This window comes from Paenibacillus sp. GYB006, from assembly GCF_036577645.1.
Classification (GTDB): domain Bacteria; phylum Bacillota; class Bacilli; order Paenibacillales; family Paenibacillaceae; genus Paenibacillus.
In genome coordinates this window covers 1-26527 of record NZ_JARBDA010000022.1, presented here as the reverse complement: position 1 = coordinate 26527, position 26527 = coordinate 1, and the positions used below count along the sequence as shown (strand labels likewise).

At 42.5% G+C, this 26527-nt stretch carries 26 protein-coding genes; 15 read left to right on the top strand and 11 right to left on the bottom strand.

All coding sequences use genetic code 11. From position 1 onward, the window contains the following. The first annotated feature begins 137 nt into the window (after positions 1-137). From PV403_RS23020 to PV403_RS23005, 4 genes are all read left to right on the top strand, one after another. On the top strand, positions 138-2531 hold the full coding sequence (locus PV403_RS23020) for a glycoside hydrolase family 95 protein (protein ID WP_332086103.1): 2394 nt from the start codon (positions 138-140) through the stop codon (positions 2529-2531). 538 nt (positions 2532-3069) lie between these two features. Further along, positions 3070-3846, top strand: a complete 777-nt coding sequence (locus PV403_RS23015; protein ID WP_213532762.1) for an amino acid ABC transporter substrate-binding protein — start codon at positions 3070-3072, stop codon at positions 3844-3846. Between the two features lie 127 nt (positions 3847-3973). Further along, a complete protein-coding gene (locus tag PV403_RS23010; RefSeq protein ID WP_332086102.1) occupies positions 3974-4633 on the top strand; it encodes an amino acid ABC transporter permease in 660 nt (219 codons plus the stop codon). A 21-nt stretch (positions 4634-4654) separates the two neighbouring features. Beyond that, the gene (locus PV403_RS23005) at positions 4655-5401 is read left to right on the top strand and encodes an amino acid ABC transporter ATP-binding protein (protein WP_283771272.1); all 747 of its coding nucleotides are present in this window, start codon (positions 4655-4657) and stop codon (positions 5399-5401) included. A 113-nt stretch (positions 5402-5514) separates the two neighbouring features. On the opposite strand, the gene PV403_RS23000 is transcribed toward PV403_RS23005, so the two are convergent. From PV403_RS23000 to PV403_RS22990, 3 genes are read right to left on the bottom strand one after another with little or no spacing between them, the layout of a single operon-like run. Next, the gene (locus tag PV403_RS23000) at positions 5515-5703 is read right to left on the bottom strand and encodes a twin-arginine translocase TatA/TatE family subunit (protein WP_213532765.1); all 189 of its coding nucleotides are present in this window, start codon (positions 5701-5703) and stop codon (positions 5515-5517) included. A 26-nt stretch (positions 5704-5729) separates the two neighbouring features. After that, complete coding sequence (locus tag PV403_RS22995) at positions 5730-6323, bottom strand: RidA family protein (protein WP_332086101.1); 594 nt, start codon at positions 6321-6323, stop codon at positions 5730-5732. Positions 6324-6368: 45 nt separating this feature from the next. Continuing rightward, positions 6369-7967 carry a flavin monoamine oxidase family protein gene (locus PV403_RS22990; RefSeq protein WP_332086100.1) on the bottom strand — a complete coding sequence of 533 codons (1599 nt, stop codon included), beginning with the start codon at positions 7965-7967 and terminating at the stop codon, positions 6369-6371. A gap of 245 nt (positions 7968-8212) precedes the next feature. Here PV403_RS22990 and PV403_RS22985 point away from each other — a divergent pair, with 245 nt between their 5' ends. Next, entirely contained in the window at positions 8213-8431 is a 219-nt protein-coding gene (locus PV403_RS22985) for a MerR family transcriptional regulator (RefSeq protein WP_191803866.1), read from the top strand. Between the two features lie 178 nt (positions 8432-8609). Next, on the top strand, positions 8610-10205 hold the full coding sequence (locus tag PV403_RS22980; RefSeq protein WP_332086099.1) for an ATP-binding protein: 1596 nt from the start codon (positions 8610-8612) through the stop codon (positions 10203-10205). A 210-nt stretch (positions 10206-10415) separates the two neighbouring features. Here PV403_RS22980 and PV403_RS22975 read toward each other — a convergent pair whose 3' ends face one another. Both PV403_RS22975 and PV403_RS22970 read right to left on the bottom strand, forming a co-directional pair. Then, complete coding sequence (locus PV403_RS22975) at positions 10416-11249, bottom strand: 1,4-dihydroxy-6-naphthoate synthase (protein WP_332086098.1); 834 nt, start codon at positions 11247-11249, stop codon at positions 10416-10418. Next, complete coding sequence (locus PV403_RS22970; RefSeq protein WP_285746454.1) at positions 11250-11900, bottom strand: futalosine hydrolase; 651 nt, start codon at positions 11898-11900, stop codon at positions 11250-11252. 214 nt (positions 11901-12114) lie between these two features. On the opposite strand from PV403_RS22970, the gene PV403_RS22965 reads away from it, so the two are divergent. The 4 genes from PV403_RS22965 to PV403_RS22950 all read left to right on the top strand — a co-directional run bounded on the left by PV403_RS22965 (position 12115) and on the right by PV403_RS22950 (position 16550). Further along, entirely contained in the window at positions 12115-12513 is a 399-nt protein-coding gene (locus PV403_RS22965; RefSeq protein WP_213532769.1) for a GntR family transcriptional regulator, read from the top strand. Continuing rightward, complete coding sequence (locus tag PV403_RS22960; protein ID WP_332086097.1) at positions 12506-13411, top strand: ABC transporter ATP-binding protein; 906 nt, start codon at positions 12506-12508, stop codon at positions 13409-13411. The genes PV403_RS22965 and PV403_RS22960 overlap by 8 nt, the downstream gene beginning before the upstream one ends. After that, positions 13383-15422, top strand: coding sequence for an ABC transporter permease (locus PV403_RS22955; protein ID WP_332086096.1), 2040 nt, complete (start codon positions 13383-13385; stop codon positions 15420-15422). Before PV403_RS22960 ends, PV403_RS22955 begins: the two co-directional genes overlap by 29 nt. A gap of 315 nt (positions 15423-15737) precedes the next feature. Next, entirely contained in the window at positions 15738-16550 is an 813-nt protein-coding gene (locus PV403_RS22950) for a hypothetical protein (RefSeq protein ID WP_332086095.1), read from the top strand. Positions 16551-16696: 146 nt separating this feature from the next. On the opposite strand, the gene PV403_RS22945 is transcribed toward PV403_RS22950, so the two are convergent. Both PV403_RS22945 and PV403_RS22940 read right to left on the bottom strand, forming a co-directional pair. Beyond that, positions 16697-18187, bottom strand: a complete 1491-nt coding sequence (locus tag PV403_RS22945; protein ID WP_332086094.1) for a S9 family peptidase — start codon at positions 18185-18187, stop codon at positions 16697-16699. Then, the gene (locus PV403_RS22940; protein ID WP_332086093.1) at positions 18154-18711 is read right to left on the bottom strand and encodes a hypothetical protein; all 558 of its coding nucleotides are present in this window, start codon (positions 18709-18711) and stop codon (positions 18154-18156) included. Before PV403_RS22940 ends, PV403_RS22945 begins: the two co-directional genes overlap by 34 nt. Before the next feature lie 379 nt (positions 18712-19090). Here PV403_RS22940 and PV403_RS22935 point away from each other — a divergent pair, with 379 nt between their 5' ends. Continuing rightward, positions 19091-20407: a serine hydrolase domain-containing protein gene (locus PV403_RS22935; RefSeq protein ID WP_332086092.1), complete on the top strand. Its 1317-nt coding sequence runs from the start codon at positions 19091-19093 to the stop codon at positions 20405-20407. Between the two features lie 80 nt (positions 20408-20487). Here the strand turns inward: PV403_RS22935 and PV403_RS25365 are convergent, their stop codons facing one another. From PV403_RS25365 to PV403_RS22920, 4 genes are read right to left on the bottom strand one after another with little or no spacing between them, the layout of a single operon-like run. Next, positions 20488-21162, bottom strand: coding sequence for an ABC transporter permease (locus PV403_RS25365; protein WP_442951790.1), 675 nt, complete (start codon positions 21160-21162; stop codon positions 20488-20490). A gap of 18 nt (positions 21163-21180) precedes the next feature. Continuing rightward, positions 21181-22023, bottom strand: coding sequence for a DUF4097 family beta strand repeat-containing protein (locus PV403_RS22930; RefSeq protein WP_332086091.1), 843 nt, complete (start codon positions 22021-22023; stop codon positions 21181-21183). Between the two features lie 17 nt (positions 22024-22040). Then, on the bottom strand, positions 22041-22721 hold the full coding sequence (locus PV403_RS22925) for an ABC transporter permease (protein WP_442951789.1): 681 nt from the start codon (positions 22719-22721) through the stop codon (positions 22041-22043). Next, a complete protein-coding gene (locus tag PV403_RS22920; protein WP_332086089.1) occupies positions 22718-23641 on the bottom strand; it encodes an ABC transporter ATP-binding protein in 924 nt (307 codons plus the stop codon). The genes PV403_RS22925 and PV403_RS22920 overlap by 4 nt, the downstream gene beginning before the upstream one ends. 456 nt (positions 23642-24097) lie before the next feature. Between PV403_RS22920 and PV403_RS22915 the strand changes: the two genes are divergently transcribed. From PV403_RS22915 to PV403_RS22900, 4 genes are all read left to right on the top strand, one after another. Beyond that, positions 24098-24466 (top strand): GntR family transcriptional regulator, encoded by a 369-nt coding sequence (locus PV403_RS22915; protein ID WP_332086088.1) that lies wholly within the window; start codon positions 24098-24100, stop codon positions 24464-24466. Then, positions 24467-25165, top strand: a complete 699-nt coding sequence (locus PV403_RS22910; protein ID WP_332086087.1) for an ABC transporter ATP-binding protein — start codon at positions 24467-24469, stop codon at positions 25163-25165. It abuts the gene before it with no gap. Then, positions 25162-25947 (top strand): hypothetical protein, encoded by a 786-nt coding sequence (locus PV403_RS22905; RefSeq protein WP_332086086.1) that lies wholly within the window; start codon positions 25162-25164, stop codon positions 25945-25947. The genes PV403_RS22910 and PV403_RS22905 overlap by 4 nt, the downstream gene beginning before the upstream one ends. A gap of 273 nt (positions 25948-26220) precedes the next feature. Beyond that, the gene (locus PV403_RS22900; protein ID WP_332086085.1) at positions 26221-26379 is read left to right on the top strand and encodes a hypothetical protein; all 159 of its coding nucleotides are present in this window, start codon (positions 26221-26223) and stop codon (positions 26377-26379) included. Positions 26380-26527: the final 148 nt, after the last annotated feature.

The following is a 26527-nucleotide window of genomic DNA, read 5'->3' as shown; positions in this document are numbered from 1 at the left end:
TACTAGTAGAGTAGAATCCGCTTACATAAAAGAAGAGATTTATATGGTTCATTGCCTCGACAATAAGGGTTTAGAGGTATTCTAAAACGTTTTAGTTTTTCTGTTATAACAATAGTGATTATATTGGGGGAGACGATATGTTTTTAACGTATAACCGTCCAGCTAAGGAATGGACCGAAGCACTGCCGATTGGGAACGGAAGAATAGGGGCGATGGTGTTTGGGCGTGTGGAGCAAGAACGTTTACAACTGAACGAAGATACATTATGGTCAGGTCCACCGAAAGATTGGAACAATCCGCGTGCCAAAGAAGTGCTTCCGCAGGTGAGACAGCTTATAAAGGAAGAGAAATATGCTGACGCAGACAAGCTGACAAAGGAAATGCTAGGGGCTTATACACAGTCTTATCTGCCTTTTGGCGACTTACAGATTACGTTTGATCATGGAGATATCACAGCAGATTATAACCGGAGACTGGATCTCACGGATGGAATAACAAAAACGATATACCGTATTGGAGATACGACGTACACACGGGAGATTTTTGTATCACACCCTGATCAGGTCATCGTCATCCATCTAGAAGCAAGCGTACCAGGAAGATTGTCTTTCCATGCGAGTCTTAGCAGTCTTCTTCGTCATGAAACAGAAGCTAATGAGAACCATGCGATTATCAAAGGATATGCGCCAGAGGTTGTGAATCCAAGTTATTATCCTACGGATGATCCAATTCGTTATGGCAAACCAGATGAGACGGATGCAATGCGTTTTGAAGGAAGATTAGCAGTTCGTCATAAGGGTGGAAGCGCGGGAACTCATGCCACGGGGATTCGGGTGGAAGGTACAGATCAGGCAACTCTTTATTTTAGCTGCGCAACAAGCTTTAACGGTTATGATCGCTCTCCGGGAAAAGAAGGCAAAGACGAGTCACTCCATGCACGAAATGATCTAGAAAAAGCTCTTGTGTATGAATACGAAGACCTGCGGAATCGTCATGTGGAAGATTATCAGGAACTGTATAATCGGGTAACGCTTGATCTTGGACCCGCTCTCGAATCAATAGATCTGCCTACCGATGAGCGTATCGTAAAATATGGCGGGAAAGACCCTTATCTGGTTCAGCTTTTATTTCAATATGGCCGTTATTTACTGATTTCAAGCTCACGTCCAGGAACACAACCTGCCAATCTGCAAGGGATCTGGAATCACGAGACGAGAGCACCGTGGAGTAGTAATTATACGCTTAACATTAATGCCGAGATGAATTACTGGCCAGCTGAAACGGCGAATTTATCCGAGTGTCATGAACCTTTAATTGATCTGATTACCAGGCTCTCCGTTAATGGTAAGAAAACAGCTGAGATTAACTATGGCGCACGCGGATGGGTAGCTCACCATAATTCTGACCTTTGGGGACAGACTGCACCGGTGGGTGCTTTTGGACATGGGGATCCGATATGGGCATTGTGGCAGATGGGCGGCGTATGGCTGTGCCAGCATTTATATGAGCATTATGTTTTTACACAAGACTCCGATTTCCTTAGAAATAAAGCGTATCCGATCATGAAGGAAGCCGCCTTGTTCTGTCTGGATTGGCTGATTCAAGGGGAAGACGGTTCTTGGTATACGGCACCTTCGACCTCACCGGAGCATCGCTTCCGCGTGAATGGGGAACTTCATCAGGTGACTACAACAGCAACGATGGATCTGGCTTTAATCTATGATCTATTTACGAATCTTATCGAAGTGACAGCAATTCTCGGTGAAGACGAGGAGTTTGCAAAAGAGCTTCAGCAGCGTAGAGATGAACTTCCTCCGCTGCAGATTGGGAAGTATGGACAGCTGCAGGAATGGCTTCATGACTATGAAGACGAAGATGTGGAGCACAGACATGTGTCTCATCTCTTCGGTGTATACCCAGGACGCCAGCTGACAGCAAAAGTTACACCGGAGCTGATGGAAGCTGCGAAAGTATCGTTGCGGCGGCGCGGTGATGGAGGGACGGGCTGGAGTCTGGGCTGGAAAGTCGGACTGTGGGCACGGTTCAAAGATGGAAACCGGGCGCATCGCCTTATTTCAAATCTGTTACAGCTCGTACGAGACGGTTCCGAACGCTATGAAAGTGGCGGCGTGTATCCGAACATGTTCGACGCACATCCGCCATTCCAAATTGACGGCAACTTTGCGGCAACATCAGGGATTATTGAGCTTCTTCTTCAATCTCATCAGGGGTATATCGAATTGCTCCCAGCTCTACCAGATGCCTGGGCGGCAGGAAGTGTTCGTGGACTGCGCGCACGCAGAGGATACGAAGTTGCGATTTCGTGGTCTGAAGGCAAGCTGAAAGAAGCAGAGATAAAGCCCGATCAATCAGGAACTTGCACCATTTGTATAGAAGGAATGAAGGCAGATTCCCTTGTTGTGAGAACAGTAGATGGGCTAGAGGTTAGCACCACTGACCTGGGTAGCGGTCTTATTTCCTTCCTTGTAGAGGCGAAACAAAGCTATATTGTGACAGTACAAAAGGAGTAGTAGGAAACGCTTAGTAGGAATAGCGAAGCAAGAACATTTAAAAAAAGGATAGAGACTTCAGAGTGATTCTGAATCTCTATCTTTTTTTGTCTTTGTATAAACTACGCAGCCAATAGCTGAAGTGTTATCTTCTCCTTAAAGTGAGGTATAGAGGAACAATACCTCATCTCCCTGCTCTATAAAAATAAGAGAAGAGGCCGATAGCGAAGGGGACAGAATGGGGGTGAAGAAGCGGAGCGTTCGTATTTGGAGCTGGATGGTTACATCTAGAGGGACTTCATGAGAATCCAGCTCCAACGACGATCGGAACCCCCATTTGTTACTGAAGCACTCCAGCTCTTGGCGAGGAACGGAACCCCCATCTGTCTCTGAAGCACTTCAACTCCAACGACGATCCGAACCCTCATCTGCTACTGGAGCACTCCAGCTTTTCATTCCCTCTTGGCAGCTTCACTTATTTTGTGATATGATAGTTTTACTTTGGTAACATGGTAGCGAACTAAAGCGTTTTGATATAGATACAACGGAGGGAAACAACATGAAAAAGTCATTATGGATTACATTAAGTTTAAGTTTAATGGTCGTTATTCTTGCAGCCTGCGGAAGTGATACAAGCGGAAGTGGAGCAGATAAGATTGTCATCGGTATTGACGATAAGTTTGCCCCGCTGGGATTCAGAGATGAGAAGAATGAGATTGTTGGATTCGATATAGATTATGCGAGAGCAGCAGTTGAAAAAATGGGTAAAGAAGTAGAGTTCCAACCCATCGACTGGTCTTCCAAAGAATCAGAGCTGAACAGTGGACGTATCGATCTAATCTGGAACGGCTATACGATTACAGAGGATCGCAAAGATAAAGTATTGTTCACCAAGCCTTATCTTAAAAATAGTCAGGTTGTAGTAACGCTGGCTGACTCACAACTTGCAACACTTGCTGATCTTGCTGGAAAAAAAGTAGGGTTGCAAAATCTTTCTTCTGCATCGGATGCACTGAGTGAGAATCCGATCAAAGATCAGATCAAGAGTATATCCGAATTCCCCGATAATGTACTTGCTCTAAGTGATTTGAAGAGCGGTCGCCTCGATGCGGTTGTCATTGATGAAGTGGTAGCTGACTATTATATGTCTCTTGAAGAAGGAACGTATAAAATCTTGGATGAAACGTTGTCTCCAGAGGAATACGGAATCGGTGTGAAGAAGGGGAATGAAGAACTGCTGACGAGTCTGCAAACCGCTTTAGACGAATTGATTGAAGAAGGAACAGCTACTACGATTTCGGAGAAATGGTTTGGTGAAGATAAGGTGCTTCGGTAAGCTTAACTGAAATCATATATAACATTTATAACAATCATATTAGACCTGATGTAAGAAATTCATTAATAGGATTGAAAACCGGGAGTTTCTTAATCCGGTTTTCTTTTTACTTAGGAGCCTGAGAAATATGACACTAGATTATCTTTGGAGTATTACACTTCCGATGCTCGATGGTGCACGGACAACACTTTTACTATTTTTCACAGCAATCATCTTGTCCATTCCGCTTGGATTTTTATTTACCCTGATGGCGAACAGTAAGTTTAAGCCGCTGTCGGCTTTTGCACATACGTACATTTATGTGATGCGAGGCACACCGCTGCTGCTGCAACTATTGTTCTTCTGTTATGGACTACCCATGTTGCCTGTTATAGGGGAGCATCTCGTAATGGATCGTGCCGTTGCTGCAGGACTTGCGTTTGTACTGAACTATGCTGCTTATTTTGCGGAGATTTTCAGAGGCGGCTTGCTATCGATCGACAAGGGACAATATGAAGCTTCGCAGGTACTCGGACTGAACAAATTCCAGACGTTAACCAAAGTTATTTTACCGCAGATGATTCGAGTCGTTCTTCCATCTACAGCAAATGAATCGATCACACTCGTCAAAGATACGGCATTACTGTACGCAGTAGCTGTACCGGAAGTGCTCCATTTTGCACAAACGGCGGTGAACAGGGATGCAACGATTGTACCTTTTGCGATTGCCGCCATTATCTATTTATTAATGACACTTGTGCTGACGCTGATCTTCAAAGCGCTGGAGAGAAAGTACAAATTTGAATAAACAACAAAGGGATGTCGTGTAATGACAAATATGATAGAAGTAACGAATCTGCAAAAATCGTTTGGTGATTTGCATGTGTTGAAGAAGATAGATTTTAATGTGAAGCCAGGAGAAGTAGTCGCTGTAATAGGACCTTCGGGCTCTGGAAAAAGTACGATGCTTCGCAGCTTAGTGAATCTAGAACAAGTTAATGGAGGAAGCATTCGCATCGGCGGTGAAGCCATTGTATCGGATGGAAAGTATGTGAGTGCAGCGGAAATTAAGCGAATTACGGCACGCATGGGAATGGTATTTCAGCACTTTAACCTGTTTCCACATTTAACAGTCAATGAGAATTTGGAACTTGCCCCAAAAGTGGTGAAAAAAGAAAGCAAAGCAGCGTTAAAGCCACGGATGGCCGATCTGCTTGCTAAAGTGGGTCTTTCTGATAAGGGAGATGCATATCCTGCTAATCTCTCAGGCGGGCAAAAACAGCGTGTGGCCATTGCCAGAGCGCTGATGATGAACCCGGAAATCCTGCTTTTTGATGAACCTACCTCGGCGCTCGATCCTGAGCTAACAGGAGAAGTGCTTCGCGTTATTCGTAAACTCGCTGATGAGAACATGACGATGGTTATTGTTACACACGAAATGAATTTTGCCCGTGATGTAGCGGACCGTGTGATCTTTATGGACCAAGGTGAGATTGCAGAAGAAGGAACTCCGGAACAGATCTTCGGAAATCCGAAGCTGGAGCGGACAAAAGCGTTCCTTACTCGAAGCGAGTAGGGTAAGACGAATTATATAAGATAAGAATCCCCTTCACAGAAAACAGCGTTAGGTACCTGTTTTCTGTGAAGGGGATTTTTTGTATCTTATTTAGGTTATATTGATTAAATCTATTAGTCTATTTTCTTCGCAGAATCTTCATCGTCTTTACTATCCCCTACAAGCTCACGCGCGGAAGATTTGAATTCGAATAAAGTGCGTCCTACGGCTCGCCCAAGTTCGGGGAGTCTTGAAGGACCGAATAAAATCAGAACAAGGACAAGGATCATAATGATGCCGGTAATTCCTATATTTTGAAGCATCGTTCATCTCTCCTTCGTAGTCAGGTTTATTTCTTCGGGTAAACCGCAATAGCCTCAATTTCAATGAGCCAATCGGAACTGACAAGTCCAGCAACACCAACGGTAGAACGGGCAGGTTTCACCGGATTTATCTCATTATTAAAAAATTCACTGTAGGCTTCGTTCCACCCCGCAAAATCGAACTTGTCCTCCTTTGCAGTGTCTGCCACTAGGTAGGCACGGAGATATACGACATCCTTCATAGAAAGTCCTTGATCTGTTAGCTGCTTTTCAATGGTTTTCAATACGCCAACAGCCTGGGTCTTGGTATCACCATACCGTTCATAGATCGTGCTTCCCTCTTTGTTCAGCACGGGTGGAACAGTACCACTCGTATACAGGTATGCAGCTCCTTCAGGAACAATGGTTCCACTAGAAATGGAGGAAGTAGGGTTGCCATAAAAAGTTGCACCGGAATCGGTGGTTACCGCTGGGCGTGGCGTGCTTGAAGCGGGGGGAGTGGAAGTGACACTAACCACGGTCCCTTTAACTTCTACAGGTGCATTCTCTGCGAATGCAGTCATACTGAAACTTCCCATTAGTACACCCGCGAGCATGATCCTTTGGATTGTCTTTTTCATCTTGTATTTCCTCCTCTTATTTAAAATTCCTAAGTGGCCGTCGATCTACGCCTGCATGACCCGCTGATGAATATGTCCTACAACCGACCGCGCAGAATCAATTGCACCTGCCTGCCACGCGACAATATGACTAATGTGATCACCTGCCAGATAGATTCGGTTATCGGGTTCGCACAGCGTCTTATAGATTCCCGATCGTTCTTCTGCGCTATACGTTGCCCAGGCTCCTTCTTGGAAGGGGACACGTTTCCAGTCAATAGAGTAGGAAGATTCGAATTCCTTTATATACTGCGGATGAATCTTGGCTCCTTGAGCTAAGGCATGTTTCTCACGTTCAAGATAGCTCATACTGCCAAGCTTATCCGCGTTCGTTCCGGTTACATAGTAGCCAAGGAGGACTCCTTTTTTACTCATATAGTCTGTAGGAGGGTAGTAGATTTGGGTAATGTCCATGTTCGTTAAGCTGCTGCCGCCATAGAGATGCTCGTCTTCCTCCCAGAATCTGCGCTTAAATTGCAAACCAATCTTGCCGGCAGAAGCATATTTGGTTGCAGCAATGGCATTTGCCATTTTTGCAGAGAAGTCTGTTGGGATTTTGCGTAGAACGGAGAGAGGGATCGTGCATATGCAGTAGTCGCCAGTGAATTCTAGTTCTTTATGTTTTTGCTTATAACGAATGCGGACTCCATCAGCGGATTGCCGGATTTCGGTGACTTCTGCTGAGAGTTTAACCCGATTGCCGAGTCGTTTCTCGAACCCCTGAACGATCCTGTCCATGCCTCCAACGGGGTGAAACATCATCATCTGCTGATCATATCCATATTCATTACCAAAATAGTTACCGAAACCTGAGTTGATAATGGCTTTCAGGTCAAAAGGGTCACGGATAACGCCTGCATCCAGATGGCCGCCGGGCTCCGCTTTATAACCGCCGCGAGAAGATCCCCGGTAAAATAAATCTGCGCTTAGATCACCTTCGCGTTTTAGATAATCGACGAGTTTCTGTTTCTCTTCCGAAGTCAGAGGCAGATCGAGTGCAGACTGGTTAACGGCTTTTGCCAGCATCTCGGAAACATAGCCCCTGACATCCGCTTTTGCCGCACGTTTTGGAATCCTTTGACCCGACAAGCTGCCCACATTTTCGTTGTAGTAGTAGCCACTTTCATTCACGTTATTAAAGGGTTCGATCGGGATGTTAAATTCTCGGCAGTATTCAAGCGTGGAGTGGAACTGAGGAATTCGCATCGGACCCGCATTCAGGTAGGAGCCTGGGTCAAACTGAGCAAATTGAGTTTTTGAACCGATCTCAGCCAAGGAGGTGCCGCGGCGAACCGTGAAGTTTCGTCCCCCCGCAAAAGGCTTTGCTTCCAGAACGGTACAATCATATCCCGCTTTTTCTAATTCATAAGCTGCCGTAAGGCCTGCGATTCCGGCTCCGAGAATAATGATCTTTTTACCTTTGCGGCCAGTCAGCGAAAGATCATTCTGGCCAGGCGGGGTATAGCTTTGAGCTTTCATGGTTTCGGGGGAAAGTAAGCCCATGGTCCCCATGAGGCTAAATACAGCAAGAGATCCGCCAACTTTTCCGACTGTGGTCAGAAACTGTCTTCTTGACATATCCTGCGGGCGTTCTGATTTACTCATTAGGGATCAGCTCCTTTTACGTGTTTGTCATATAGCTGATGTTAGCAAAAAAAGAAGCATTTGCGATATTTTCTGGAAGGTAATCTAACATGGTTTTTTTATTTTATAATAAATATTGAATTCCAAAGAAAAATTACATACAATTATTTCCATAATCAAAAAAACAAAAATCACATGCCGAATATTTCTTCTTGTTAATGATATAAAATATGACATGAGGAGTGGTTCTATTGGATAATCAAATTATGAGCATTGGTATGGTGAAGGAGTTAACCGGACTATCGGAGAGACAAATTAGATATTACGAAGAAAGGCAGCTTGTATTTCCGGCCCGAACGAAGGGAGGAAGCCGTAGATATTCTTTTGAAGATGTACGTAAGATTAGAGAGATTCATCAGAAATTAAAGGAGGGATTTAATACGTTTGAACTTAAAGAGAAGAGAGGAAAAAAGAATGTGATGTAGAGAATACTTGAAGCCGTTCTTCGAGCAGGTTACTTGGGATGCAAAATAACAGTGTATTTTACATTTATTTGCCATTATTCTGCAGTAAAATTCGGAATAGTAGTATATAATACAGATTATGTTTGTCCAATAAATGGAAATGCGAGTCCAAAGTACATGCATGAGGGAGTGCGGCTTGTTGTTAATACATCGAATTAAATTAATCTTTTTTCCTTTAGGCTGTTTCTTTATCATTATCTCTTCTTGTATGTTGGATACATCTCATAATGAACCGTTTATGTTTTTGTTTGCGGCTTTGTTTTTGAGCAGTGTTTTATTAGATGCCAAATTTCCAATACTTAAAAAATTCCAATGGCTGATGTTAGGGTTATTTCATTATTCTACACAGCTGAATTGGTGCGTTATACTGTATTATATATTGATGTTGAGCGTCTTTGACGAGAAAAAAAGATATCGCAAAACGTTACCTATCTCTATTTTGCTTATTATAGAGTACACGATCGTTCGCCTGACCTATGTCCCCATTGGTACTTACACCCTTTTTGTAACTATATTTGATCTCATCTCTGCTGTCGTTGTTGTCATTGTGTTTCATCATGTTCTGCGCGGGGAAGCAGAGAAACAAAAGCTTCTTGAGGAAAACAGCTATCTTGCCGCACATGATCCTTTGACAGGACTGCTTAATTATTTTGGTTATATGAATCAGATACAGGAACTTGTTAAAGAGAAACACTCTTTTTATCTGACGCTGCTTGATCTTCAGAACTTTAAATCTTTTAATCATGATGGGCTCGAAAGCGGTAATGAAGCTTTATCTACCGTTGGACAAGCGCTCAAGTCTATATTCCCTAACGCATTCGGAATTTCGAGATATGCCGGCGATCGGTATGCGATTCTCATCCCCTCAGAAAGTTACACTCCCTCGCATATTGCACAGCTGTTGGAACCCGATGAACTCGGTTATCAGGTGTCTTTCAGTATTACACATTATCCTGAAGAGACGGATGATCTCAATCAATTAATTCAAAGGGCAGAGGACAAGCTCTTTCGTATTCGCAGAGAACAATGGCTCCAGCGCGAAGAAGATTTATTTCGTTCAGAGAAAATGAAGGTAGTAGGTGAACTTGCTGCCGGAATGGCTCATGAAGTTCGCAACCCGCTAACGGCAATACGGGGATTTGTTCAACTTTCTAAAGTACAATCCTATAACATTCAGCCTTGGTATGATGTCATCATGAGTGAGATCACGAGGGTTACCGAACTCACAGCAGAATTTTTACAATTCTCGAAACCGCATGCAAGTAACATGAGGGCGGAATCTTTAAAAGTATGTGTGGAGCGTGTCGTCTCCTTATCAGAATCGGATGCTATTTCACGTGGACATGAACTGCTGCTAAATATCCAGGATGATTCACTTTACATCTATATGGACAGAGACAAGATCGTGCAAGTGCTATTGAACCTTGTGAAAAATGCGCTGGAAGCTATGGATACTCCGGGGCAGGTTAACCTTGAAGTCAGCAGATTAGAACAAAATGCAATCATACGGATTCAAGATACGGGCAGTGGTATACCACCAGAAATGCTACAGCAGATTTTTAATCCTTTTTATACAACAAAAGATGAGGGCACAGGTCTTGGACTTTCATTATGTCAAAAAATTGCGCAAGATCACGAGGGATCCATTACCGTACATAGTGTGCTGGGATCAGGTTCAACATTTACGTTAATACTCCCTTTATATGAACCTGCCGATGGGACATTTTCTATCTGATCAAGATTCGAAAAGTCTTTTTGCTTAGAAGAAGACAAAAACTCCACTTTAAGTGGAGCTTCAGACGGTAGGTAATCTAGATACAGAGCTTCAGACGGAGTAGGTAATTTATATGTAAAGCTTCAGATGGTAGGTGAATCTAGATGTAAAACTTCAGACGGCAGGCAAACTAGCCTAAACTAGTTCGCCTACCGTCTTTTTGTATTTTCGTTAACTGCGTAAGGCAGAAAAATCAATCTCAGGAACAAGTCCTTCTTTAGCAGCGCGGCCGAGCAGAGCTTCGATCGCATGATAACCTTCATCGCCAAGCTCTCTAGTAAACTCGTTTACATATAAGTCAATGTGCTGCTGGGCTACGTGCTCGTCCATTTCTTGCGCATGTTCTAGGATATAGCTGCGAGATGCTTCAGGATGCTTCCATCCATAATCAATGGAGCTTTGAATCCAAGATGTGATGAGCGCAGGATCAAGGGAACGGCGGGCAACAATAGCACCGAGCGGAATCGGAAGTCCCGTATCTGCTTCCCACCAGGTTCCCATATCAGCCATCAATTGAAGATGGTAAGAAGGGTAAGTAAAACGTGCCTCGTGGATGACGAGACCAGCGTCTACCTGTCCATCACGAACGGCTGGCATAATCTGATCAAATGGCATCACTACAACTTCACCAATGCCGCCGGGAACATTTTGAGCTGCCCATAATCGGAACAACAAGTAGGCAGTGGAGCGTTCACTTGGGACAGCCACTCTTTTTCCTTGCAGCGAACTTGGGTCTGTATCTGAATTTGCTGTAAGCACTAGTGGACCGTTTCCTCTGCCGAGAGCTCCTCCGCAAGGAATTAAGCGATATTCATCTGACAGCCAAGGAAGTGCAGCATATGAGATTTTTAAAATGTCATACTCATTTGGCGTTGTTACTAGACCATTCGTTAAATCAATATCTGCATATCTTACTTCAAAATCAGGTGTATTTGGAACGAGCCCATGTACGAGTGCATGGAAGACAAACGTGTCGTTTGGACACGGGGAATATACAATTTTCATTTATAAAACCTCCAATAGCTTTGAACTGGCCAGTGTAAGTGCTCTTAGTGCATCAGGAATTCGCCATGCTTCACGGTCGCGCGGTCCTACTACGTTAGATATAGCTCTAATCTCGACAAAAGGGATTCCAAAATGTGCTGCCGCGGTCCCCACGCCAAATCCTTCCATTGATTCTGCGACAGCACCGGGTACGCGTCTTTGCAGTTCATCGGCTGTAGATTTTGTACCTGTTGTGGTAGACACAGTAAGAATGGGCCCTGTATAAACATGGGTTTCTTCGCCTTGAAGTGCCTCGGCCCATCTTTGAACGACGGTACGATCTACAGGCACACTTGATTTACCAAAACCCAGTTCATCTACACTGCGGAATCCTTCTGCAGTTTCAGAGCCTAGGTCAGCTGCGATCACTTCTGTCGCAAGGACAACCGAGCCTACCTCGGCTTCTGCTGGAAAGCCGCCGCCGATCCCAGCATTAATGACGAGGCGATACGGATGCTTTGCAAGTTCGGCAGAGGTTACAGCTGCAGCCGCTGCGGGTCCGGCTCCTGCTGCAATCACCTGAACATCTGCTGACAAACCCGCAGGCAAGCCATTTTCAATTGCTTTTTGCTCCGCTTCTACTGCAGTCACGATGAGAATGCGTGAGGTCATTATATAGCTCATCTCCTCTAGTAAGGTGATATATCTTGTACATACGAGATATAACGAGAGTAAATTTTTGATCTTATTATTATAGCACTTTCACTTTCTATCGGAAGGTTTAGATTGACAAGACCAAAACATACTGTATTATGAGTTGTAGTACAGTTAGTTCAGTCAACAGAGATTAGGACGAAGAACAATCTGTTAAGAAAGGAGGCATCACATGTTTGAGTTAGATGTGCGCAGTCGCAAGCCGATATATGAACAGCTAATCGAGAGAATGAAGGAGATGATCATGATGGGTGTATTGCAGCCAGATGAACAATTACCTTCCGTCAGGCATTTATCTGGGCAACTTACAGTAAACCCCAATACGATCCAGAAAGCCTACCGGGAACTGGAAAGAGAAGGTTACATATATTCTTTGCAAGGAAAAGGAAGTTTCGTTGCTAAACCTGAACATAGACCGGATGATAAGCGGAGAGAAGAAGTAAAGACGGAGCTACGGAAGCTCTTTGCAGAAGCAGTGTATCTAGGCATCAAAGACTCAGATATTACACTTCTCTATAACAACGTAAAGAACGAGATTCATATCAAAGAACAGGAGGAAAACCATGATTGAGGTATCTGGAGTTACCAAACTGTTTGAGACCGAAGCGGCAGTCAACCAATTGTCGCTGACCATCCGAAAAGGGAGTATTTTTGGATTGTTAGGTTCGAATGGGGCAGGTAAAACGACATTACTGAAGACAATAGCAGGTATCTATCAAGCGGATCAGGGGAGTGTGAATGTAGAAGGTGCACCTGTATATGAGAATAATGCACTGAAACAGCGGATCATTTTCATGTCGGATATCCCTTACTTTTTTCCGCAGACCTCTTTAGATCAGATGGCTGTTTTTTATAAAAGAATCTATCCCAGCTGGAGTGATGAACGTTATCAGCAGCTAGATTCAGTGTTTAAACTAGATAGGAAACGTAAGCTGCACCGGATGTCCAAGGGGATGCAGCGGCAAGCTGCTTTTTGGCTGGCACTCAGCTGTATGCCGGACATTTTACTGCTGGATGAGCCCATCGATGGTCTGGATCCCGTGATGCGCAGACAGGTGAAAAACCTGCTGTTCCAGGAAGCGGCTGAACGTGAACTTACCGTCATCATCTCTTCTCACAACTTACGGGAGATAGAAGATTTATGTGATCATGTCGGCATTATGCATCACGGCCAGCTGATTGTAGAGAAGGACCTTGATGACCTGAAAGCAGATACACATAAAATCCAGGTTGCTTTTCGAGATCAATCTCATGAAGAGTCACTTGCTAACAATGTACGCATTCTCCACGGCGAGAAACGAGGCAGTGTAGAAACTTTTATTGTAAAAGGTAATGAAAAAGAAGTAAGGAAGGTGTTTGAAGCATATGGGCCTTACTTACTCGATGTACTGCCGTTAACACTGGAAGAAATCTTTATTTATGAAATGGAGGACGTGGGCTATGACATCCATAAGGTCGTACTTCAATAAAGCCATCATTCGTCAAGACCTGAAACAGTATGGATGGATCGGAATCTTGTATCTGCTTGCCCTGCTATTTTTCATTCCATTCCTTATGTTGTTTGCTGTTCGTGAAGGTCAGCCGGTTCAACAATTGAACTCATTATACGAAGTAACAAACAGAATATCACTTGTCTTATTGCTCATTTTCCCCGTACTCGCTGGAACATTTATCTTTCGTTATCTTCACGCGAAGGCGCCGTCGGATCTCTACCATGGACTGCCGATCACAAGGAGCCAGCTGTTAACATCACACCTATGCAGTGCACTTGTGCTCATTACGGTTCCGGTATGGATCACAGCTGTTTTATCTGCACTGATTCGGCCCTATGCTGATTATTACGTGTATGATCTTACGATGGTATGGGAGTTTGGAATTATATACACGATTCTGGGGCTATTTGTATGTGCTTTTACCATCTTGATGGCGATATGTTTTGGACAAACGTTGATTCAGATGGTCCTTACCTATGGGCTGTTATTTACACCCGCGTGGCTCATGGTGCTGGGTATAATGCATATACGTCAGTTTTTGTTCGGATTTCATGACTATTATTTTGAAAATGGGTACAGTAACTTGTTCACAATAGAAAAAGTAACCCCTATGCTCCGAATTGCGGGAGCTTCAAGAGAATCTTTTGGCTGGTTTGAACTTACGATGTATCTCGTGTTTGCTCTCCTTTTCTTGGGACTCGGATATTTTCTTTATCGCAAAAGAGATGGGGCAGCGGCAAGTCAGACGATCGTATACCGTTTTCTCACCCCATTATTCGTCATTCTAGTTATGTTGTTCTGTTCTCTGGTTGGCGGATTCTATATGTCTGGAATGAGAGACAACAGCAGGGTAATACTGATGATCGGCTATATCCTTGGAGGAATATTCGGATATCTAGTTGTGCAGATGGTCCTTCATCGGACCTGGCTGGTGTTTACACGAAAGGTGCTTGTACATGGTGTAATCTACATGATTACTTTGGCGGCTATTCTGTATATTCCTGTATCGGGTATCGGAGGATATGAGTCGCGTGTTCCTGAACAAGCGGATGTAAAAAGTGTTCTGTACAGTGACTCTTATTTATCATTTATTAATAAATATGATTCTTCAGGACAGCGGATTGACAATAATATAAGTTCTTATTTCACAGAAGATAAAGAGTACACTGCAGCAGTGATTAAGCTGCATGAGGCAATAGTAGAAAAGTATAAAGAGGGCAAGTTGTCTGAGAATGAAGAGTATAGCAGAGATACTATGGACTTTACCATCGGATATGAACTGAATAATGGGCATAGAATTTTGCGTAAATATATTGTTAAAACATCGGAGTTCGGTGATTATCTAAAACCGCTTATGGAAAGTACCTATTATAAAGAGCTGGGATATAATTTAAAGGGATTAAATGAAGATGAGACATCTAGTATTGAATTATATAATCCATATTTAAATAAGCAGATTAAGATTAATGAACCAAAAGAAATCGAAGAATTGAAAAATCTGTTTATTGAAGAAACAATGAATATGAGTTATAAGGATCAGATAGATGCAAGAAAACAGGAAGCATGGGCAAGTATCCACTTTATTAATTATGAAAGTAGAAATAATAACTATTACGGAAGCTGGAAAAAATCGTTTGCGGAGCTCGAAGCTTGGTTAGAGGAAAAAGGGTATGCTGATCAAGTGCGCATGACTCCAGCGGATATTACTTCTATGACCATTACACGTAATATTAATAATACTGGCTTTGTGCTAGATCGGAACGCTAACAATCCTGCACTGGATTATTACGCTTATATGGCTAAACTTGCAGGTGAAACCCGGGTAACGGAGGATATGGATAAAGAGAATATCATTCTGAATCAGAAGTATTTTGATGTGTATGTAGACAAGAGTAAGGAGGATACTCCTTACCTCGTAAAAGTGACTCTTAATAACAGAGAGAGCGTCATCTGGTCGCTGGAGGATTTTCCTGAGGGTTTACAGTAAAAAGAAACATTGAAATTATCGTTGAAATCGAAAATAGAAAAATAGTTAAAAAAGGTTAAACAGAGCTAGATTAGCTTGACGGTTAGAGAGAGAATACAGTATATATAAAAGGATAAGAAAATTTATACAGGAACGGCATATATGGGAAGAACCCGTAAGAGAAGGCGAATCAGCCTCTTCTTGCGGGTTTTTTTGCGTTTATGTTGATCCGGAAAAGAGGTAATCAAGTGATGCAGCAGGCAGAAGGAACAAGTGAGTAGTCTCTTGGAGCGGAATAGGAACAAGACTAGGGACAGAAAAAGCAGGTTACTATCTATGTGTAAAAAAGGAGTCATCTCCTTGTTCACTGCCAGTTTACTCATGACGATGACGGTGATGCCGTCTGTAGAAGCAGCTGGTTTTGAACTGTCCATTACCGGTAAGAAGATGCTCGCACAGACAAAAACTTCGTCAGCGACTTCGATCGCCCAGGCTTTAGCGAAGCAAGAAGCCAATCTTGTTAGTCTTCAGCAAAAAGATACTACGCTTTCACAGCAGACCTCAGCTATCTATTATGAGAACAAAGAAGCGGAAGCTAGACTGCGTACTCAGTTAAAGCAGCATCAGGCAGACAAAATCGCGACACTTAATCAAGATGTGACGAGTACCAAGAAACGATATGAACCGCTGTTCACCTTATACTCTTCACTCACCAAAGAGCTGGCTCTCGCTCGGAAAATAAAAAACAAGGAACTGACTGCTGCCGTAAAAGCACAAGTGGATACGACAAAAGTAGCGGTTACCTTGGCAAAAGAAGATATTCGAAGAAAGCAGGCCAAGCTTAGCGCGGCAAAGAAAACCCGTGATGAAGCGGTCAAAAAGGTGAAAAACTCACTCGCTCAACAAGACCCCGTAAAAGTGCAGATCAAATCTACGAAAAGCAATATGAGTGCGGCGAAAAAACGATTCACCGCAGAAATGAAAAACTTTAATGTCATTGTAAAGAAGAAAGAAGGCGCAGAAGTGCTCGCGTCGCTAACAAAGCTGGCAACGATTGCGGGGGAGATTGTTGCCCAGAAAGAGAGCATCATCAGCCTGGAAATGAAGGTCAAACAAATCATTGCCGGAGCAGGCAAGCAGTTGATCTAGGAGAATGGTAGTATGTGATGTGTTTCTAAAAAAGGAAACAGCCAGAACAAGATTTGTTCTGGCTGTCTCTTTTCGTTTATTTGGTTAAAAGAGGGGATGATTCCGGATGATTCCTCATGTTTAAGTAATTGATTTATGATACGGTCCTACAGATCTTTATGCTCATCAAACCAGCGGACAATATGATTCAGACGTTTTACCCGAAGTCCAGGATGACCGCCGCGCGATAAGTCATGGTTTGCTTTAGGGAAACGAATAAACTGTGTTTTCTTACCCAAACGTTTCAAGGCATTAAACAGCTGCTCTGCTTGTTCGATCGGGCAGCGAAGATCCTCCTCACCGTGTAAAATAAGGAGCGGTGTCTCTATTTTGTGAACATAAGCTAGCGGGGAGTGTTTCCATAGTAGTTCCGTATTCTCCCACACATTCCCGCCAATCTGATCTTCCGTGAAGAAGAAACCGATGTCGCTTACCCCATAGAATGAAATCCAGTTGGAGATGGAACGCTGCGTTACCGCTGCCTTAAAGCGATTCGTATGACCGACTATCCAGTTTGTCATAAAACCGCCGTAGCTTCCTCCCGTAACGAGTAGTCTTTTTTCGTCAATATAATCATAATGTGCAACCGCATAATCGGTAAATTCCATTAAATCTTGATAGTCTCTTCCGCCATAATCGCCTCGTACACTGCTTACGAATTCTTGGCTATATCCATACCCGCCGCGCGGATTGGTGTAGATTACCGCGTATCCTCTTGCCACGAGCAACTGAAATTCATGTATAAAGGTGTATCCATACATGGCATGCGGACCACCATGAATTTCAAGCACTGTCGGGATTTTGTCTCCTTTTTTCGTACCTGTTGGTTTCATAATCCATCCTTGAAGAAAAGCGCCATCAGAAGCTTCCATTTGGAACTCTTCGGGAGTAGCAATGATCAGCTCGTTTAGTAATTGTTCATTATGCTGTGTAAGCCGGTTCTCTTGACCTGTCTCAGGGCTCAATTCATATAAATCACCAGGATGAGTCAGGTCTGCTGCTGCGAGGATGAAATGGCCGCCTCTCAACAATTCGAATTGATAGATATCTCGCTTACCGTACGATACCCATTCGTATCCTTCGCCGTATACGGAAGTCTTTGCTAGATTAACGCCGCCTTCACGAGTAACAAGAGCGTAAATGTAGGCACCATCTTCGCTAAATACAGGACCATTGGAACGAATACCGGAACGCATATCTGACACCATGGAGTTCGTTAGCTGGATATCATATGACTTGGTTAGCGGTTTCCAAGCTGCATCTTCATCAAAAGATCGGATGTACAGTCCGGCATGAGTGGCATTAAGGTGGGAATGATCACTTCCAAACACGGCTAAAGAGTGTCCATCGGGAGAGAAACAAACCGAATAAATGGTTGTACTCGACGATGTGTATTTACGGTGATTTTCTCCGCTATTTGTCATGACATAGACGTCATTCATCAGACTGAGATCGAGGTCCTCTAGACTATGTTCCTCCGCTATACTCGAAGTGAATGCAATCTGACTTCCATCTGGTGACCAGCAAAAATCGCCAATATCGTAATCACCCATTGTTAGCTGAGTTACTTCCGTATTTCCAAGAGTATGTACAAACAAGTGAGATCTACGGCCATTCCACCGTCCGCTTTGTACCGCAAGCGATCTATAATTTCTTCTTCCAACGGTTTAGGAGGGGAGGTCTTTGATGTATTACTTATATCGTTTTCTATAGAAGACTCTTCTTTCGCAGAAGGAGCTTGGCTGCGATACAGCAGCTGCGAACTGTCCGGTGACCATTGATATCCGCTGACCCCATGTTTCGCCGAGGTAACAACCTGCGCTTCTCCTCCATTTACAGCGATTGTCCAAATTTGACGTTGCCCTTCTTTATTACGTAAAAAGGCCAGCTTGCTGCCATCGGGGGACCAAAGAGGATTGCTATCTTGTTCTCCACTGGTAAAAGGCATATCTACGTGGCTGTTTCGTTCAAGTATGCGGATATGAGAGTGATAGCCATCTCGGTCCGGATTGACCTTTTTAGATACATAGGCAATACGATCACCATTTGGGGATACGGATGGATCACTGGTCCAGACTAGGCGGTACAGATCTTCGGCAGTAATGACGCGTTGTTCACTCATGCATTCGTCCTCCATTTACTTATGTGAGTTTCTCTACAGGTGGTGCTGTTAATAACGATTTATAAAGCATAAAGGTCCCATATAAATGAATATCATCCTATTTTATCCTAGTTACTTCTTACTTCACAACCTTATATAGGGGAATACGTATCGGTAGAGGTGATTCGTAGAGTTTTATTATATCTATTTAATACAATGCCATAAAATGTAAAACTGAGTATTATTACTAAAGTAAGATTTACTAAAAAAACGAAGAGGGGTGTACCCATTGATCCTTTATAACCAACGCGGCAAGTTTACAGAGCGAGTCCACCGAGTACAGAAAAACGGAAAAAATACAGATACATTGCCATAGTTATGGCCAGAAATCGGAGGAAGTATGAACGCAGAAATATTAATGATGAAGAAACAAAGAGTAGATCAGATCATCCAGCAATTTATGAAAAATACAGGTGTGCCTGGGCTTGCTGTCGGCATTGTCCATCAACATGAAATCATCGCAGCAGACGGCTATGGTGTAAAAAGTATAGAGACAAATGAACCTGTACAGGGAGATACCTTGTTTCATACGGCTTCCGTCTCGAAGACCTTTGTAGCAAGTGCAGTCATGCAGCTTGTAGAGCAGGGAGCCATCTCTCTCGACAGTAAGATCGCAGATCTTATTCCTTATTTTTTGATGAAGGATGACAGGGCGAGTGAGATTACGGTTCGCCAGCTGCTAAGCCACACTTCCGGCATGCCGGATGAAGAGGATTATGAATGGCATTCTCCTGTATATGAAGAACATGCGCTTGAGCAGTATGTACGCGGGATTCGTGACAAGAGCCTGGATGCGGCTCCTGGAGAGCAGTTCGGTTACAGCAATATCGGATATGAAATCTTGGGTCATCTCATCAGCCGAATTTCGGGGTTATCTTTTGAGTCCTATATGAAAGAATATCTCTTGAATCCGATGGGGATGAACCATAGTGATTTTTATAAACGGAATGTAAATCCAGAGCAGATCGCGAGTCCCCATGTTTTTGATGCAAAAGGAAGCTACAGGACATGTGTGAGCCAGATCTTCCCTTATCACCGGGCTCATGGGCCAAGTTCGACTCTTCTTTCGAGTGCAGAGGAGATGTGCGAGGCGGCTCTTGTACATTTGGCAGCTTCTGGTGCAGCAGGGAAGAGGTCTCCTTTCACAAAGTTCACACCGATCCTACACCGAAAAAGTTATCAGGAAATGTGGTCACCACATGCAGAGACAGGTTGGGGCGGGCAGATGAGTGATGTGGGCTGTGCTTGGTTTATGGGTGACTATAAGGGAGCAAGAGTACTATCTCACAGCGGAAGAGATACAGGTTTTCGTTCGAACTTTCTTTTGTTGCCGGATACGGGATCTGCGGTAATTCTAATGTGTAATGCTGATCATATAGGGTTACAGGTGCTGAACAGAACGCTGATGGATATTGTGCTTGGGGAAGAACCGGAAGATCTTCCTTATGCCATCGCAAGACCTCTTGCGGAAGTAATGGTCCATCAAGGGGTAGATCAGGCAGTGGCTGCTTATGAGCGGATGGTATCGACACGAAGTCCCAATTCTCTTCTTATTATAGAAGGGGAATTTGAAGCGATTGCAGAGGAGTTTGCAGAGGCGCATCGGGAACAAGAAGCAATCCAGTGGAAGAATGTGTGTATGAAAGTTTTTTCGTAAAATAAGAATAATGAAATAAATTGATCATGCAGGGCATCACCTCGTCTGAGAAACGGGGAGATGCCTTTTGCTATAAATTATTAGATTTCAGTCTTTCTGAAGTAAAGCAAGGAAGCTATAAATATAGAAAAAGTGAAAACGATCCAGCAAATCAGCGAGAAGACAAACCCTGTATCCGGAAAAATAATCATGCTCGGCAACATTTGAAAAGTACCCATGAGCATAAGACCCACTAGCAAATACATATAAATGTTACGAATAAAAAGAGATAGAGCAAAAAATAAAGTAGAATAGAGCAGGAAGGAGATAAGTTTGAGCTGAAAAACGAACCCTAATTGTATCCCATGATGAGTGGTAAGAGGTTCATATGGAGCTATTAAAAAACCTATTAGGATACAGGATATGAAACTAAAGATGACAAGGAGAAAGGAAAATTGCAGGGTTGAAATCAATTTGGACAGTATGATCTGAAGCCGGGAAAATGGCCGAATAAATAACAATTTTGCTGTACCGGTGGAGAATTCTTGATTGACAATATATGAGGTTGCCACAATCAGAACCAGATATAGGATCTGGTTCTCTGTTTGAAAAAGATTTGAGATGCTATTCCATAAGCTTTGGTTTTGCTGGTTTTGCAGTAAGTAGACGAGCAAAACAACGAACGTTGAGAAAAATGAAGTACATAGAAGAACCCATGTGGAGGTTTTGTTATACAACTTCATATTTTCATTGCGAACCAGAAATAACAGTCTCATCTTATACTCTCCTATTGTTTACTCGATAATAATTTGTCCGGTATCACTACCGATTTGAATACTTCTTGAAGGTGACGGGAAAGTTCCTACTGTTCCGTAAATCCGATGTATGCCATTGGATGAGAAGCGATCTGGATACGGAATGTGCTGAACATCAAGAGTTGTACTTAAGTGACCGTTAGTGTATAGATGGAGCTTGGACTGAAGAAGCGGTTTTGCGAGGGAGATATGAATATTTCCTTTATTCGTATGAATAGTTTGATTTTCTCCGATCGGCTCCCAGTTTAGGATAGAAATATTTCCGCTGTCTGTATGGACCTGGGCTTCTCCAGATAAATGGTTAATTTGAATATTACCTAAACTAGTATCAATTACTAATTTCTTGGCTTGAACCTTTTCAAGGTAGACTCCACCTAGGGTGCTCTTGAATGTCAACTGTTTTGAATCCATATTTTCATCTGCGTATAAACTTCCAAAGGTTGTATAAATCGATAAATCATCCAGCATAGATGAAGGAAGGTATACCTGTAGGGTTATCGTTTTTGAAAAACTGACAGAGGTCGCTACGGCGTTGGTTTCCAGTGATCTAATGTTCAAAGTATGTTCATCCTGAACAATGTGAATATCGTAGCTGCTTAATTTGGAAGCATAACCACTTATTGAAGCATGGATATGTTCATCCTTACTTTCGTATAACGTAACGTCTAAGAGTTCTGTACGAATATTTATTTTCTTAATGTCAGCAGCGTCTAACGTTTTGGTATGGTGTAGCTCTGTAGCATACAGGGAGTTAAACGTGAGCAGCGCACCAATACAAAGGAATAAACCGGTAAAGACTGCAATCCAAATCCTTCTTATCATATTTTTTTCTCCTATTTTTATACTTCCTGATGCTTGAATCTCTCCCAACTGATAATCATTAACACTACGTAAATTACACTCCAAATTACGATGGAGATCGGGGTGCTTAGTCCTGGAATAATGGGCATCATGTTCATCGTGAGCGCGGTGACCGTAACGGAAAGGAATAATGAAGTTCCTGTATCTCGTGCTATGATTCCCCATGTGAAAGCAAGGGTGATAAAAAATGGGGACAAAATGATCTTGAACAGAATGATTTCCCTTACGAATGAGATTCTCATAAAACCATCATTCCACTGTTCGGGAACCAACAATAGAGTAGTTAAGGGCAGAATAAGGAGTAGGTAGATTGAAAATCCCTTTAAAGAAAAAAGAAGCATAGCTACATATTTGGAAAAAAGAATGTAATTGCGTGAAACGGGACGTATGATCAATAATTTTATCGTCCCATCTGCGTATTCGCTGCTGATGAGATGAACGGCTTGAATGACGATCCCAAGGATAAATATCTGTGTGAATAAATGATCTGCATAAATAATAAAGTCAGCTGCCGCTCGAAATGGAAGCATATCATTGAGAAGTTGAAAGAATAAAACGGTAGTAGTTAATAGATAACTTGTTACTAAAATAAGAGTAGAAGATCGCTGATGATGCATCTTCATGTTCTCATTTTTTATTAGATTTATGACCGTATTCATATTTGATTTCCAGTAGTGATTTCAAGAAAACGATCCTCTAGTGTAGGACTTTCATAATGAATACCAAATACTTTACAGTGGTTCTCTAGTAACTCCTTAATAAGAAGGGGGATTTTTTCTTTTTGTAATTGAATCTTTATTCCTCGGTCTGTGACCGCAATCTCATATTGAGAATAGTATCGCTGCAAATAAAGCAGTGCATGCTCTTTGGGGTCAACTTGTAAATAAACAATAGATTGACCATCTGGCTTAGTAAGTTCTTCAGTAGTTAGTATTTTTAATATTTCCCCATGTTGCATGATCGCGACTTTGCCGCATAGTTGTTCAATTTCAGAAAGTAAATGTGAGGACACAAGGATGGCAGTGTTGTACTCTAAGGAAAGCATTCTTAAGTAATTTCTTAACTCTCTTATTCCAGTTGGATCAAGACCATTGGTGGGTTCATCTAAGATGAGAAGAGACGGGGAATGGAGAAGTGCTTGTGCTAATCCTAGCCGCTGCTTCATTCCGAGCGAATAGAATTTAACCTTCTCATGTAATCTTTTGTCCAGGCCTACAATATGGCCTACTTCTCTAATTCTTTCTTTCGATATTCCTTTATGCATACGTGAGTAATGAAGAAGATTTTGATATCCCGTTAGATAATTGTATAAATCAGGCATTTCAATTAATGCTCCCACGTGGGAAATCGCTTCGGTGTAATGCTCTCTGGTGCTGACGCCATGGATAAGAACATCGCCTTCATCTATTAAGGATAGGCCGACAATGACGCGGAGCGTAGAGGTTTTTCCAGATCCATTAGGCCCTAGTAAACCAAAAATTTCACCCGCATAAATTTCAAAATTTAAATTGTTTAATATGGGCTTGTCATTTATGACTTTACTAACATTGGTTATTTTCAAAACGGGTTGTATTGACATAGTCCCCCCCTAAATCTCCTTGTTTGTTACAAAGCTTATCTAGCTCTTATTTTTCTTTTTGGTTACAAGCCAAAAAGCTCCTGAAACTATGCCGATAAAAATTGCAGGAAAGATGCTATACAAGAGTTCTTGTTTATGAATTCCAAAGTAAAGAAAGCCATTGAATAACAAGGTAATGAAGCATAGGATAAAAATCCATTTGGAAATTTGCTGTATCGTCATCCTTTCAACTCCTTCTGAATAAATTTTAAACTGTAAAAAATATCCATAAAATTGTACTACTGAAATAGTACACTATGTGTTTATGGTAAATCAAGAGTGAAATTGAATTATTTTACATGAATACTCGAAATGTAATTGAATTTAATAGAGATGTTCTACATAATGTACACATTGCCTGATTTACAAATTTAGAATAATATAGGAGAAAGTGGAGACTAGAAGCGAGGAATACGAATGGAATTCTCCAATGAACATCCGATTTACTTACAAATTAAAAACGATATTTACTATAAAATCTGTAAAGGAAATCTCCGTCCTGGCGATAAGCTGTCTTCTGTAAGGGATTATGCGGTTGAAGTAGGTGTGAATCCGAATACCGTTCAGCGAACCTATACTGATATGGAACGAGAAGGCATTGTTGAGAAAAGAAGAGGACAAGGCTCCTATGTTACAGAGGACTTTCAGACAATTAAGAAGCTTAGAGATCAAATGGCCTTTGAACAAGTTCAATTATTCTACAGCTCCATGACACAGATGGGGTTTACGGATGAGGAAATTGTGGACCAATTACAGTGTGTAATGAAGGAAGGAGGAACATCCTAAGTGGCTCCGGTTCTAGAGATGAAGCGGCTAACGAAACAATTTGGAAGCGCTAAAGTGATTGATGAGCTCTCCCTTTCCCTACCGGAGAGTGGTTTTGTAGGATTAATCGGTTTGAACGGAAGCGGTAAAACGACACTTCTTCATTTGATGTCAGGCTTGATGAAGCCCACTTCAGGAACCATCGAGTTAGATGGGAATCAAGTTACTCGGCAATTGAGCAGCCAAATCGCCTATGTTGCAGACGGCCATTCTTTTTATGGTTATTATACGGTTAAAGAAATAATCGACTATGCTGAAAAAGTGTACCCGGATTTTGTAAGATCGGAAGCAGAAGAAATTATTCATTTTTTTGAATTTAATTCGAGTAAAAAAGTCTCACAACTTTCAAAAGGGAATAAGATGCGTCTTAATATAGCGATCGCATTGTCACGAAATGTACCCCTTGTTTTAATGGATGAACCCCTTTCAGGTCTAGACCAGCTTGTTCGCGAAGAAATACTGAAGTTATTTGTGCTTTTTGGAGGGGAAAAAGAGCGGACGATTGTAATCTCCTCTCACGAAGTATCTGAAATTGAGCCCTATTTAGACTATGCTATTTTTCTAAAAGAGGGGAAATTAATGTTGTTTTCCTCGGTCGAGGAGATCAGAGAAGAACGAAAACAAAGCGTGCTAAATGTGATGAGGGAGTACTGTATATGACATCATGGAAAGCATTGTTTTTCAAGGAATTTAGGGCCTCTAAACTATGGATCTATTTAAATATAGCTGTCATTTTGCTTGGAGGATTGTATTTTATTCTCTTTTATCATTCTTCCATGGTACTCCAAGGCCTTATGTTCATTATTGTATTTCACATCGTATACCTGCCTATTTGGATTGTTTACTCCTTATTCAGTGAATGGAGGGAAGGGGCCATTACGCATTGGTATGGGCTTCCGCATAAGGGGAGTGTTCTAATCTCTTCTAAATTTGTTGCGGGGATTGCTATGATGTTATTATCACTACTTGCATCGAGCACAGTGCTTGCCTTATTATATACATTTTTCCTTGACGGTACTGACCGGATCATAGCAGAAGGAAGCTTATGGTTTCTACATAATTACTGGGGTATATTCTGTGGAATTGGAATCATGGGAATCTATGCAGGATCTCAAATTCTATGTGCCTTCTTTATCGGAGCAAGTGTGACGCGGTACAAACCGGTATGGATTATCAGTTTCTTACTGCTTCCCAGCTTGATACAAATATGGCTTCGAGACCGTACATTATATGAAACGATTGCACGTTGGGGGATGTTTACTTCTCCATCGGATAAATGGTTGTTGCCCCTACTTCAATATGACTATGAAGTATTCAAATCGGCTACAGTTCTATCAAAGGTCACCGTTTTTTCTTTAGGTGTAATGGGTCCTCAGCTTGTGATTTCTTTGCTACTTGTTTGGATCAGCAGCAAACTTCTCGATCGCTATGTTCACATTTAAAAAGTAGCCTCAATGTCGAAAATGACGTTGGGGCTTTATTTTTTATTCAAAATCAGTACAGTCTGGCCCATTCGTCTGGGAGCTAAACCAACAAGAGGATTAGTCCGACCTTGAAAGAATGACCTGTTTTTTTACATGTCTTTGCTACGCTAGGCATTCCAACATCCGTAGCATTTAAGAAGCATGCAGATATCTCTCCCCACCAAGTATCGTCCGCGGTCATCGGCGAAGTAAATAGAGGGAATGGAAGAGAAGAAAGAGAAGGAGGTGCAGGTGGATCACTTAACGGCCAATCCCATGCTCCTCGGTGTGGATCTATTAGGTTATATTCGGCATCGCAGTGCGTTTTGCAGTGCGGTTCATATAAAAAGAATCCGACATCTATTAGAGACGGTGCCGGACTTCTTCTATAAAAAATCCCCTTCCCATTAAACAGGAAGAGGATTTTTTTTACATGTGCGCCCGGCATGGGCGATAACTAGGTGGTGCAAGTCCACTACAGGCTTGGCAGTAGGAACTGTTAGCTAAAGGCAAGGGTGTCCGCCGCGAGGCGGAATCTGAAGGAAGCCGGAGGCAAACC